Source organism: Pedobacter sp. JCM 36344, assembly GCF_046546555.1.
GTDB lineage: Bacteria > Bacteroidota > Bacteroidia > Sphingobacteriales > Sphingobacteriaceae > Pedobacter.
This window is the reverse complement of sequence record NZ_JBKHKK010000017.1, coordinates 39,673-53,960: the sequence shown is the minus strand read 5'-3', so window position 1 is coordinate 53,960 and position 14,288 is coordinate 39,673. Positions and strand designations below refer to the sequence as shown.

Below are 14,288 nucleotides of genomic sequence, written 5' to 3'. Positions count from 1 at the left end.
TTACTTTAATATCGTCTAGAATGTCACATTTAAACCCAGCGTAAAGAACCTCGACGAAGGATAAGTACCAACATCAACACCAGATGCCGTTGCGTTATTTGAAGAGGCATTATTATTATTAGGGTCTGTGCCAGTTGGCTGTCCAATTTCCGGATCAAGACCGCTGTATTTAGTAATTGTAAACAAATTTTGTGCAGCTAGATACATCCTGACCCTACTCATGGTAAGTTTCTTGGTAACATTAGAAGGAAGTGTATAACCCAAAGTAACATTACGTAAACGCAGGTAACTGCCGTCTTCAACATATATACTGGAAGCAACGTTATTGGCGCTCACATCGTCATTATAATTCACCCTTGCATATCGATTAGATAGATTTGTTGGCGACCAAGCATTTTTATAGTACGCTTCACTTACATTTTGTATCCCTACGAAGCCCGGTGCCTGGAAACTCTCTAAATTACGTGCCTGATAATTGAATATTTTGTTGCCATAACTGCCATAAAAGAACGCATTAAAATCAAAGCCTTTATATGCAAGATCAAGGTTAACGCCACCATAAAATTTAGGAATCGGACTACCTAAGCTAGTTCTGTCATCAGCTGTGATTTGCCCGTCTCCTGTAACATCTTTAAACTTACGGTCACCAGGTTGTGTCTTCTGAGAGCTATTGCCCTGGTAATTTCCGCTTGGAGCTTTTGCATTCAATGCATCAATCTCAGCTTGAGTCTGGAATATACCAACACTTTCGTAGCCATAAAATTCGCCTACAGCTTGTCCAATCCCAGTTCTACTAAACTGAAGCCATCCGTTAGCTGGAGTCGTCAGGTTGACAAGATTGCCTATAAAACTCGTATTTTGCGTGATGCTTAATAGCTTATTTTTGACCGTAGTAACATTCAAACCTATACCATAAGTAAAGTCGTTCACAGTATGTTTATAGTTTAAAGCGACCTCAAAACCCTGATTTCTGATACTGCCTGCATTTTGAGCAGAATTAGTTACACCAGATTGCGAAGCTGTTGGAATCTGCAATAAAAAGTCTTTAGAATCTTTCCTATAATAATCAACCGTTAAGCTAAGGTCGCCATTTAAAAATGCCGCATCTACACCAATATCTGTCTGTCTTGAAGTTTCCCAAGTAAGGCTTTGATTGTCGAGATTGACATACGCTAACCCATCTTGATAAGCGCCGCCAAATGGATAGCCCACGTTGATAGGCGAAGTCGCCGGTCCTCCAGAACTGTACCTTGCCAGGTATTGGAATGGCCTGATGCCCGCCTGGTTACCAACCTCACCATAACTAGCTCTCAGTTTTAGATCTGAAAGAAATTTAACATCTTTTAAGAATGACTCCTCTTTTGCTCTCCAGGCAATTGATCCCGAAGGAAACACACCATATTGATTACCCTCGAAAAATTTAGACGATCCATCGCGTCTTACTGTGGCAGTAAAAAGGTACCTATCCATAAACTTGTAGTTTAGTCTGGCGAATTGGGAGGCAAGCGTAAAGGTCTGCTGATTTCCAAAAGCAACCAGGTTTTTAACCTGAGAAAGATCCCTTATGGCATCACTGATTAACGCATTACCGTTACCACCAACCTGGCGAAATTCATTTTTTTGTTGTGAAATACCGCCTACAAAATCTACAGCATGTTCGCCGAAAGTTTTAGAATAAGAAACCGTATTTTCCCACAGCCATTCAAAAGTATTGTTTGCACTTTGGGAGTAAATATTAAGAATATTTGGACTTGCAACACCGTATTGATCTAATGAACGCGTATCTGAGGGCATAAAGTAATATCCCGAATAATCGGTAGTATTGATACCTAGATTAGTTTTAATTTTCAGACCTTCAAACAAGGTCGCTTCTAATGAAGTGGTACCTAGAAAGTAGTTTGTTAAATTTTTAGAGTCTTGCGATTCTATAGTATAAAGTGGATTGTTCCAGCCCCTTGTATAGGTATTAACGGGGTCGTAGAAACCATAATTGCCATTTTCATCTTTAGCTTGGTTGGTTAATTTGTTACCACCGATGGTTGGGATCAACTCGCTTAATGTTGCCAAAGCACCAGTACCAAAAGGGTTATTGGCATTTTGTCTTGAATATTTCGCAGTCGATGACGATTTAAGCCATTTTGTAGCATCATAATCAATGTTCAATCCCAGGTTGATTCGTTTGAAATAGGAACCCGTTACTACCCCTTTTTGATCAAAGTATCCAGCAGAAAATGACGACTGTACTTTTTCACCTCCACCACGAACAGCTAAATTATAATTTTGTCTTACACCAGAGCGGTAAACTTCATCCTGCCAGTTCACATTTTGTAAAGCAGATGGGTTAGCCCATTCTGGCAAACGGTCGAAACCGGGAGTCTTATTTGCAAGTGTTGCCCATTGCTCGGCATTTAATACCTTATATTTTTTAGGTTCAGACTGAACAGAAGTATAAGCATCTAATGCTACTTCAACACCATCTCTTCTACCTTTTTTAGTGGTAATAATCACAACGCCATTTGATGCACGCACACCGTAAATCGCAGTAGCTGATGCATCCTTTAAGATATCCATTGATGCAATATCGTTTGGATTGATATTGTTAAGACCACCAGTGATTGGATATCCATCAACTACATATAATGGCTCATTGCTACCCAAACTACCAACACCACGTATCAATACCGTAACACCACTGCCTGGTGCCCCGTCATTGTTAGTTACCTGCACACCTGAAGAACGGCCTTGCAATGCCTGATCCAATGCAGTAACTGGCACTTTAGCTACCTGTTCTGCAGTAACAGAGCTTACCGAACCAGTAAGGTCTTTACGCTTAGTAGTACCGTACCCTACAACAACAACCTCATTTAACGCGCTTACGTTGGCAGCAAGCTTCACTTCGTAAGTGTTTGCAGCTCCTATTACCAACTCCTGTGAGTCGTATCCAAGAATACTAATTACTAGAGTTCCATTTGCGGGAACAGCCAACTTGAATGAACCTTTAGGATCGGTAACCACACCCGTAGTGGTTCCTTTTATCATAACTGTGGCCCCGGGAAGAGGGCCGTCGACCGAGGTAACATTACCACTGATTTGCCTAGTTTGGGCAGATGCGGATAGGCTTATCAAAAGAAATAAGCTTAGCGTGATCAACCCCACAAAATGTCTAATTGTTAGTTTTCTCATCATAGTTTATATTTAGTTTAATCGGTTAGATAAATCGAATTGATGAACATAACATCAGCTGATTTAATCAAATTAAAAGTACGGGAGCACATTTAGATGGAGTAACACAAATGTTAATATTTATGCAACAAATGTTAACTCCTTTTAAATACTTAACTTTCAGCTATTTAATTAGAGAAAATAAAATTATTACAGGACAAACCCAATTGTGTGACAAGTAACCTTAAACTTCCGGAGCTAATGCTTCTTTTATACTCTTACGGTAATCGTTGACATATTCTGATGGAAGCAGGCCATACTCCTCCTTAAAAACCTTCGCAAAATACGTCGGATTGTTGAATCCAACTTCGTAAGCAACATTAGCAATACTAAGCTGGCTTTTTTGCAACAATTGAACAGCTCTTTTTAAACGAACGGAACGGATGCAGTCTACAGGGGTTTTGCCAGTAAGGGTTAGCAACTTTTTATATAGAGAAACCCTGCTCAGGTTAAGTAGTTTGCTCAACTCCTCCACAGAAAAATTCACCTTGGTAATATTTTGCTCTATATACTCAAAGGCTTTCTTTAAAAACTTCTCATCTTCAGATACAACATGGATATCTTCTGCCCTCACTTCAATTTGTTTTTGATAGGTTGTTTTGAGGGTTTGCTGCATTCGAAGTGAGTTATTAATCTTAGAAAGCAATATTTCAAAATTGAAGGGTTTTAGAATATAATCATCTGCGCCGCTGTCTGCTCCCGTTAATTGATCTCCCTCTGCAATAAGCGCCGTTAATATAATAACGGGGATAAAGGCAGTACGCGGATCAGCCTTTATTTTTTTACAAAGCTCGATACCGTTCATTTCGGGCATGCTGATATCACTAACGATAAGTTTAGGATGCATTGAAAGGGCTTTTTGCCATCCATCCTTGCCATTAACAGCCTCAACAATGTGAAAGCTATCTTTCAAATTCTCTTTCAAATAAAACCTTAGGTCATCATTATCCTCTATCAATAAAATAGTTGCCTTTTTTGCGGTACCCGGTAAACTGTGCGCTATCTTGGGGGCTATTAGAACCTGTGCCTCATAATCAGACGGGGCAATTACTTCCTGCTCATTTATCTCTTGCCGCTCCTCAAAAGGTAGCGTTACTGTAAAACAACTTCCATAATCAGGTTCACTTTCCAATTGAATAGAACCTCCCTGCATTTTCACAAACTCTTTGGTTATAGAAAGGCCTATGCCACTTCCTTGATTGAGCAAGTTTTCAGGCATCTGATCCTGAAAGAAACGATCAAATACTCTAACCTGATTTTCAACCGCAATGCCAATACCGGTATCTATCACCTTTATTTCGAGGTTATTATGATGGTCGCTTTCCCCGGTTCGAAGTAGATTTAATATGACACATATTTGCCCACCTGAAGGGGTAAATTTAAAGGCGTTAGAAAGCAGGTTGAATAATATACGCTCTATTTTATCATGGTCGAAATTGGTATCATAACTACTATAATCGCTCTCAATAACAAATTCAATTCTTTTTTGCTGAGCAATATCTGTAAAGGATGTGGAAGCTTCTTTAATAAATTTGATGATGTCGCCTTGTTTTAAACTAAGTTTCAGCTCATTGTATTCCATTTTCCTGAAATCCAACAACTGATTCACCAGGTTCAGTAATCTTTTACCGTTTGTTTTTATGGTGACAAGCTGACTATGCTGATCAAGATTAGTTATTGTTTTAATTAGATTATCAATTGGCAATAAGATCAGTGAAAGTGGTGTTCTAAACTCGTGACTCACATTCGTGAAGAATTTTATTTTCATCAAGTCAAGCTGATGCATTCTTCGCGCTTCCGCACGTTCTTGTGCAATTTTACGCTCAGCTTCAATGCTTGCCTGCGTACTTTCAAACTCGCGCTTTAGTTTATGTATACCCCGGTGGCGTATATAAAGCAAACCACCAATCAGCAATAATACATAACTGATATAGGCGAAAGTTGATCTAAAAAATGGGGGTAAGACATTGATATTCATTGAAATCTCCCCTTTATGCAATTCATAAGGATCCTTTATCCGCACTTTGAATATATAATTACCACCATCGAGATTGGTGTAAGTAGCCTTACGCTCATTACCTGCAACAGTAATCCATTCGTTATCAAAACCTTCTAGTTTGTATTCCAGTTTTGTTTTTGCTGGGTTAAAATAATCACCCGCCGCAAATTCTATGTCAAAGACATTCTGATTGTGTTTTAAAGTGATCTCTTTTGTTTCAGAAAAGGCCTTAGTAAGTACCCCTTTACCATTTACAATATCACCCGCCGTCACGCTTTTATTAAAAAGTTTAAGATCAGTGAATAGCAGATGAGGTTTCGGTTTAAATATATTAAGGGTTTGTGGGTCGAACAGGTTAAAACCGTTCATACCGCCAAATACAAGTTCCCCACTTCTTAAACGCTTGGCTGAATATAAATTAAATGCCCTACTCTGGAGCCCATCCAGTTCATTATAGTTATTAATTTCTACTCTATATTTACCATCAACTTCGCTGAGCATAATGCCCGAAAGACCATTAGTAGTACTTACCCACATCCTTCCTGAGTAATCTTCGATAATGTTAGACACGTTATTTGCAGGCAGGTTTAGCCCTTCTTCAATGTTCAGAAATTTATTTGTTTTGGTATTTAATATACTTAATCCATCCTTTGTACCTATCCATATTAACCCTTTCCTGTCCTGTGTAATGATATTTACATCATTGCCTATAAGGCTATTTGGATTTTTAGGTTCTGATAAATAGTTTTTTACCTTATTAGTTCCTTGAAATAAAACACCTACCCCTTTATCCCTGCCAATCCATTTGTTTTGATCCTTGTCTACAAAAATTTCGGAAGTATATTCAGAGATTCCAGGACTTTTAGGATGTCGGAAACTATTTGTTTTGGGATTCAAAACATTCAGTCCCCCTGCGAATGTCCCTACCCAAATTTCGCCCTTGGCGTCTTGAGTAATCGTATAAACCCGATCGTCTGTTAAGCTATTCGGATCATTGATGTTATGGCGATAATGGGTAAATGTTTTACCATCGTAGCAATCCAAGCCACCGAAGTAGGTCCCTATCCAGAGTTTTTTCTCTCTGTCGATAAATAACCTTATTATGATATCGCTGGTAAGGCTATTAGGATTGTTAGGATCATGTTTAAACTGCGTGTACGTGTTAGTGGACCTGTTAAAATAAATAAGTCCGCCGCCATTTGTACCTATCCATAGGTTACGTTTATCATCTTCTTCAAAGCTATTTACATCTTGGAAAGGCAAGCTCTTGGGATTGATAATAAGCCGTTTATAAAGCGGGAATTGCATGATACCTCGATGATAATAACTTATACCTTGTTTAAACGTACCTCCCCAAATAATACCTGTATTGTCTTTGTAAAGGTAAACACTGTTACCACTTAACGATCTGGGATCATCAGCCCGACTAAGTATATAGCTAACTTTATTAGTTGTCGGATCGATCACATTGATACCCCCATGGTCAGATCCAACCCAGATTTTATCATCATCTGTTTGGATAATGCTGGTAAGTACATTTGAATTGAGCCTACCTATCGGACTGTCCTTACCGTAGTGCAGCAGGCTATTCGTAAGTGTCCCATAGCAATAAACTCCAATAGGCCCATCATCAGAGCATATCCAAAGATTTTGCTTATTATCCATAGTCATGATAAAATTCCGCGGCTTATTATAGATTTCCTTAGCAAGTCCATCAAACCGGGTTATAATTTTATCAGCTCTTGTATCCAATTGTTCTATTACACCATCACTGTAAATTAGCCATAAATAGCCATGCTGAGAAGTCACAATGCTAATCACATGATTTGAATGTAAGACTGCAGTTGAGCTTGGGGAATTGCTGTAATAAATAGTCTTTCCACTTTTAGGATTATGACGATAAAGGCCCCTTTTATGGGTTGCGAACCAAAACTCTCCCTCCTTATCCTTCTTTACACGGGTTATGGGGCTTGCCGGTATTTTATAGCGAGCCAGTTCTGCTGTAATATCGTTAGAGAACCGCTCCATCGAAGGGTCATATATACTGATATTGTTGTGCGTAAAAATCCATAATTTATCATCCGGGCCTTCAGCAATATTCATCACATGATTCTCAGCAAGCGAGTTTGGATCTTTCGTATCTCGTTTAAATATTTTAAACTTGTTGCCATCATACCTGTTTAGCCCAGATGTTGTACCAAACCACATAAAGCCCTTTTTATCTTTATAAATACAATTAACCTGGTTATCAGAAAGTCCGTTTGTGATATCTAAATGGGAGAATTGGTAGCTATTATTATTCTGTGCAAACAGGCCTGCAGGGATGGAAAAAACCCAAATACATAGAATATATATTTTAAAATGCATAATTATATCTGGTTAACGGCGCCTCCTAAAAAGGATTTACAGCTGACTAAAGATAATCAAAAAATGTAGCTTCCACATTCATAGGTGGATCAACTATTCAGACGAATGGTCTTTAACGTAATGTTCGCTAATTCAGAAAGGTGTAATTTCAGCTTGCCAGAATCCAAGAACCGAATGGGAAAAGGTTTGACACAGAACTTTAGATTCCGGAAAAGGTGATTAAAAATATCGTAAATGACTTTAGAAAATTTGAAGTATAGCGACTCTGGTAATGTTAATTAATTAACGCAGGCCATTTAGCTTCTTACAATGCAATCATCTTTATGCCATGGTTATAAAAATACAATCATCAAAAACTTAGAAAGAATGGGAAAAACAGCTTAAAGAATTAAAGAAGTTACTACCTAATAGCATTCATCGCAATCCATTTGACAGGTGTATTCATCGCAGAATTTACCAATCAAAAAGAAATTGTATCAAGGGTAATAAGTGGGTCGATGGACAAGGATTAACACCTACGAAAGCACAACAAATCCTGTATTAATTAGCGTGAACATTTTAGCCATTTTTGGGAAATAAAAAACATCCACAACATTCATATTTTCGTATCTATATTAATAGTAATCAACCATTAAAAATGAAATTAACTTTAATTATGGCAGCGGTTCTAACCACTTTATTAGTCATTTCCCAATTATATTTTACGATGGCAAAAACAGAAACGCAACCTTACAGGGTTATAAAAACCGAAAAAGAGTTTGAGATACGCTTATATCCTCCTGCTACTATGGCTACTATCTCTATGGATGCAAAAAATTATAAAGAATTATCCTCGGCGGGTTTTAAAAAATTGGCATCATACATTTTTGGAGGAAATAATGCCAATAAAAGCATTGCCATGACCAGCCCTGTGCACATGGACATCAATAAGAACCAATCATCTATGAGTTTTGTAATGCCGGCCGACTACAACAAAGAGAGTTTACCAAAACCAAACGATTCATCTGTAGTAATTGAGACCACCCCAGAAGAGTACCTTGCAGCTATCCAGTTTAGTGGCTACGCTAACGACGACGAAATCAAAACTTATGCTGGGAAACTAGAAAGTGCTTTGAAAGCCAGTAAGATCGATTACTATGGAAATTTTCGTTTTCTAGGTTACAACGCGCCATATCAGGTTTTAGGAAGAAAAAATGAAATTATTGTCAACGTTCGTTGGAATAGAAAATAAACACAATCACCTTATTTAGAAGTCAAAAATAATTAAACTTCCGAACCTGACTCCATAATTAGATAATTGTTTTCTTCCTTCTATTTAGACCTGCTCAGAAAGCCGACTAAATCAATGATCTCTGCATTGGTGAGTGTTTCAAACAATCCATTCGGCATCATGGATACTGGCATCACTTCCCGCGACTGGATATTTGATTTGTTGATCACCGTGGCATCCTGTCCGACGATTCTCAAGGTGATCTGCCGGTCATTCTCCGAACTGATATTACCAGAATACGTCCGTCCATCGCGTGTAGTTATTACCACCAGCTTGTAATCATCCTGGATCTCACCGCTCGGATCCAGCACATTAAACAATAAATAATCTACTTTAGAACGATTAGAGCCAGTCAGGTTCGGTCCAATATTGCCACCATCGCCATACATTTTATGGCAGCTGCCGCAGCTACGCATGAAAATAGTCTGCCCTTTTTTTAAGTTCGATTTGTCGAGAGCAGTCGGACTGAGCAGGTCACGGTATCTTTTAAAAGCCAGTTCATTGGAAGGTAACTGATCTATGGGCCCCCAAATCTCCACGAAACCGCTGCCTACTACACGTCTCAGTTGACGTGCCACACTGGCTGGAATATCTCGCTTCTCAATCGTCTTATTTTTTATGGCCTGAGCCAGCATCCAACCCGATCTGGATCGCGAAGCCAATGTTTCGATGGCTGATTGCTGATCCTTTTCATTCAGTTTCGGATAGCGGGAAAGCAATACCTGCGCCAGTTTCTCACTGTCGTAACTCGCCATGGCTCGGATGGCATCATTATGAAGTAAGGGATCGTCCAGAAGTCTTGGAAGCTCAGCTTCCAGTTCCAAACGTTGCTGAGCAGAAAGTGTTGCCAATGCCTTACGCCTGCTTTCAATACCTGCATTTTTGTCACGGAGCGTACGAAAATAAGCCGCTGCAGCTTCCGTATCACCAAAATACTGCGCGATTTCCAAAGATAATTGCTTGTTTCTTTCACCAGACCTTTGCAACTTTACGTAGGCCTCTTTCCAGTTTAGAGGAGTTTTAAGATCTGTCCGGCCTTCCAGTCCATCTCTCATGCCGATCACCATCGCCGTATCAATCTTATTTTGTTTTGCCATCCAACTGACCAGCGCGTCCGTTACATCTGCATCAATTGCCCTTCGGGCGATGAATTTCCGGATCAAGCTTAACTTACTTTTAGCAGCCAATTCAAACGAACGCTCCGGTGATTTTGCTACCATAGGTTCAATAGCATACCAAAGCATTTTCGGTAGATTATGGTCGTTTTCATCTTCCCCGTGCTGAGATAAATTTGAAGCAAGTGCCCATCTTTTCTCTAGAGGCAAGCGCTGCATTGCCGAAGTCAAGTATAGCCGTACAGGAGCAGATGTCTCATTTTTGGCCATAACAGCCATCTTTTCGATCACCGCATCAGCAGGTATTCCATCTTCCCAGAGCAATTGTACAGCCCAACCTCGGATATATTCATCTTTATCATCTAGCGCAGCTTTGAGCTGAGCTGAAGACAGGCCATTGCATACATAAAGTGTCCATAAGGCACGTAAACGATAGTCGCCATTCGCATTCTTTAAGTAAATCTCTGAAAGCGCTTCCAATGTGCCTTTTTTAAGTTCCTTTTTATAGGCTCTGTTTTGCAGGATGAGTCTTGCACGCCGGGAATGCCAGTCGCTTTTGCTTAACTGGAAATCCACCAGCTGCTTATCGCTCAATTTGTTCAGATCCGAATACCTGTTTTTAAAATTCTGCGACAAAGGTATCTTTGGCGAGATCCGGAATACCCTACCTGTTTCCTTATTCAGTACCGATCCACCACAGATATCTGCATCGTGCCAGTCCAGTACATACAAATCTCCGTCAGGGCCAACAGAAGTACTGAAACCTACCCATTGTGCATTATTGGCCGCCATTAGGTCATCCCCATGAGCGCCAGTAAAACCAGAACCTGAAGGTTTCAAAATGTCTGTAAGGATTGCATGTTCATGGATATTGGCCATAAAGATCCGGCCTTTCTGGTCTTCAGGAAAAGCATCACTTTGATAGATACTGGCCCCTCCATGTGCAGAACGGTGGCTATGATCTGCAATTGTTTTGATATCTGTGTAGGTATACGGATTAAAATGTTGCCCACCCTGACGGTGATAAATGCCGCCAGGAATCACATACCAGAGATGCGGAATCACACATGCAGTAATAAAGATCTGTCCCTTAGCATCATAATCAATCCCCCAGGGGTTGCTAAAACCATGCGCAACAACTTCAAATTTATCTTTTAAGGGATGGTAACGCCAAACGCCGCCATTGATATCCACACCCTCACCTTTCAGGATCTCGTCATCTGGAAAGGGCTCCTGGCGACCGTAAAGCTTGCCCTTGCCCACAGGCTTGCGGATGCGCGAAGGTGTCGCGAAACCCTGACAGCCATACAGCCAACCATCTGGCCCCCAGTGAAAACTGTTAAGCGTTTCATGACGGTCGCGGATCCCCCAACCCGTGAGGCGAACTTCAATATCCTTCATATCCGCCTTATCGTCGTGGTTGCGGTCGGGAACAAATAATAAATTAGGTGGAGCACCAATAAATACCCCATCAAAACCAACTGCCATCGCTGCGGGGAAAGGAATTCCATCTGCAAATACCTTTTTGGTATCTGCCTTGCCATCGTGGTCTGTATCCTCCAGAATCAGGATGCGGCTGTTCCCATCATTGGAGAAGCCGGACGAACGCGATTCGTAATCTCTATTTTCCGCCACCCAAAGTCTTCCTTTGTCATCCCAGCAAAAAGCCATCGGCTGCGTAACCATAGGCTCAGCTGCGTAAACATTTGCCATGAAACCCTCTTTTAAGGTCATTGCATTGACAGCTTCCTCTGGGCTCAGAAACTTGGCATCTTTTCCTTCCTGTTTGGCCACTGCCCACATGTCTACACTGGCCCAGTTGGGATCTTTACCTGCAAATTTAGCCCAGGTATTGTTCATTTCAATATCGTTAAAGGCACCAGTGTAGATCACCAATTGATGTTTAACTATTTCCGTTTCACCTTTTTTAATCATCCAGTCAGCGTCACGGCTCCTTGTCGGCCCAAAACCCAGCTGCGTGTCTACCCTCCATTTCTGTGGATAGCCCTTGTTTTCCGGATGATCCAGTATAGCGATGTGCGCCTTGTCGTCGCGACCATCAACCTGTATTCCTAAATCTACCCAGGTAGCAGGTTGTCCTTCCGCTTTCTCATTTTTTTGCCTTGCAGTATTGATCAACTCAGCGTTGATACCTGGCTTCCAGGGCATTCTCAGAAACAAGCCTCCATAAGGATATTTACCTACAGTGATGTCCGTTTTCGCTTCACCTTTCCATTCCAGCGTAAGTAAAAAGCGTCTTTTGTCCTGCTCCATGCTCCAGGTCTGAGTTTCCGTCATTGTCGCCTGCCCTTTGTCGTCCAGTAGATTGTACACCGTCTGCCATTTAACTACAGTACCTGTTTTTTCTAGAATACGAACCGCTACACGCTTCCAAAAACCCACACCGGGATTCTCAAAATAATTGCGGCCGTTCACATTGGTAAGCCCCCAATAGAGACCTGTTTGGTGCTTATGATGCGATGGACTAAGTTCCGTAAGCACGCCCTTGCCATCCGGTGCAGCAATAGGGTGTATATATGGGCGGAAGTCCTCAGCTGCATTTTGTGTCAGCAGGACTGCTTTTGTATCTGTTCGAAGAATAGTTATAGTACCAGTTCCTTCATTCTGGACAGCTTCAAGTGTCACATCATCGGCTTTTCCAGAGCTCAAATATTTTGGACCAAACAAAAGTATAAATAATAGCGGAATGAATAATAAGACGTATTTTAACATGGAATTCAGGTTTGCATTTGGTTACCGATAATATAGAAACTATAATTCGCAAATGCAAATGTTCACTGTTTTTAATACACGGCACAAATTCTCATACTGCACCACTTCTCCGACTAGTTGAGCGTGTTGCCACAAATTAATAACTTATGCTGAAGTCTATATCATAACTCATCCCTTTTAAGTCAAGCATTTTCCGCATCAGACCTATTTGGCCAAAAAGATAATCTTCCCTGCCAATGCACATACCAATCATGTTGAGTACATTTTCTGGCACAAAAGGAATATTCATACCAAATGAAAACGCCTTATCCAGTTGTTCATCTGTTGCCAATAATAATTTTTGATAAACTTTTGGCGATATGTACGCAAAATTTTTCTTTAACTCTTCCAAAGTGGGGTAATCCAGGTTTTCGTCCCATGCCCTGCCTTCTTTAAACAAGTCCTCATAAGGATCTTTATCTTCTATACCCAACAAGTTGCCAATCCAATAACGGCAGTTAACTAAGTTGCCCGTCATCCACACCACGTGGTTGGTCTTATTGTCAATTCGTTTTAAACCGGTTTCTTCTGTGATACCGTCCAAAGCATTCTTAAAACTTTGGGAATGCATCCGGTATGCTGGAATGATGATGTCTAATTTTCTTGATGCTGTTTCCATGATGTAATTTTTAGAGTTAAGGATTAAGTTCAGAAAGTTCCTTGATCAGCGCTAATGCCTTTGGGAAAACGGTATTGAAATAACTTTCCATGTCGTTTTCAATAAGTTTTTCAATGTAAGAAGTCATGCCTTAAACACACTCGTCCATTTTTCGTAACTTTCAGGATCCCAGAGAACCCTCCATATTTTTTCTCTATCCGAATCGATATGAATGGAGAACGATATCGTTTTTAAGTTTTTCATTTCTCAGCTATTTTGCTTTATCGAAAGTAGTAATAGAAACGCCAAAGCCACTTTACATAGGTCAAGAAATACTAGGAAGAGACCAGCTCTTTACGAATCCGACTTAGTGATGTATCTGCAATGCCCAAATAGGAAGCTATTTGCTTTAGCGGTGCTTGTTGGATAATTTGCGGCTTATGTTCCATTAGATGCAGGTAACGGAAAGAAGCAGACTGAGTAATCATTTCGATAGAACGCTGTTGGGTTTTAAAGAGCTGTGCCGACATCCACTGGCGTCCCCATTCCCTTGCGGATTCCAAGCTATGGTATAAATGCTGAAAATCATTGAAATCAATCTTCCAAACCACTGCATCCGTAACCGCTTGGATGTTTTGCACCGACGGAATACGCTGGAACAAAGACGAGACTTCATTAGCTATTTCATTTTCACAGATAAATTGCGTAGTGATTTCATTGCCGTTAAAATCATTTACATAGAAACGTATTAAGCCCTTTTCTACCAAATAATAAGCATTAGCTATTTTTCCTTCTTCCAGTAGAAATTCGTTTTTCTGCACCATGATCTTTCCATGTAGCGAAATAATTTCTTGCAAATCGCTAGAATTAATAAGCGGATGATTGTAGATTATTTGAAATAGGTTAGGTGCCATATCTTTGGTTATCAATTTTGATCCGATCCAT

At 40.3% G+C, this 14,288-nt stretch carries 6 protein-coding genes; 1 reads left to right on the top strand and 5 read right to left on the bottom strand.

The annotated features are described in order from the left end of the window. Nucleotides 1-15 precede the first annotated feature (15 nt). Both ACHFIZ_RS15410 and ACHFIZ_RS15405 read right to left on the bottom strand, forming a co-directional pair. Complete coding sequence (locus ACHFIZ_RS15410; RefSeq protein ID WP_410887416.1) at nt 16-3,186, bottom strand: SusC/RagA family TonB-linked outer membrane protein; 3,171 nt, start codon at nt 3,184-3,186, stop codon at nt 16-18. 220 nt (nt 3,187-3,406) lie between these two features. Further along, nucleotides 3,407-7,588: a two-component regulator propeller domain-containing protein gene (locus tag ACHFIZ_RS15405; protein WP_410887414.1), complete on the bottom strand. Its 4,182-nt coding sequence runs from the start codon at nt 7,586-7,588 to the stop codon at nt 3,407-3,409. 637 nt (nt 7,589-8,225) lie between these two features. Here ACHFIZ_RS15405 and ACHFIZ_RS15400 point away from each other — a divergent pair. Beyond that, a complete protein-coding gene (locus ACHFIZ_RS15400) occupies nt 8,226-8,819 on the top strand; it encodes an SOUL family heme-binding protein (protein WP_410887412.1) in 594 nt (197 codons plus the stop codon). Between the two features lie 80 nt (nt 8,820-8,899). Here the strand turns inward: ACHFIZ_RS15400 and ACHFIZ_RS15395 are convergent, their stop codons facing one another. The 3 genes from ACHFIZ_RS15395 to ACHFIZ_RS15385 all read right to left on the bottom strand — a co-directional run bounded on the left by ACHFIZ_RS15395 (nt 8,900) and on the right by ACHFIZ_RS15385 (nt 14,257). Beyond that, complete coding sequence (locus ACHFIZ_RS15395) at nt 8,900-12,706, bottom strand: PVC-type heme-binding CxxCH protein (RefSeq protein ID WP_410887410.1); 3,807 nt, start codon at nt 12,704-12,706, stop codon at nt 8,900-8,902. A gap of 136 nt (nt 12,707-12,842) precedes the next feature. Beyond that, nucleotides 12,843-13,364: a DinB family protein gene (locus ACHFIZ_RS15390; protein WP_410887408.1), complete on the bottom strand. Its 522-nt coding sequence runs from the start codon at nt 13,362-13,364 to the stop codon at nt 12,843-12,845. Between the two features lie 314 nt (nt 13,365-13,678). Further along, the gene (locus ACHFIZ_RS15385; protein ID WP_410887406.1) at nt 13,679-14,257 is read right to left on the bottom strand and encodes a Crp/Fnr family transcriptional regulator; all 579 of its coding nucleotides are present in this window, start codon (nt 14,255-14,257) and stop codon (nt 13,679-13,681) included. Between the last annotated feature and the right edge of the window lie 31 nt (nt 14,258-14,288).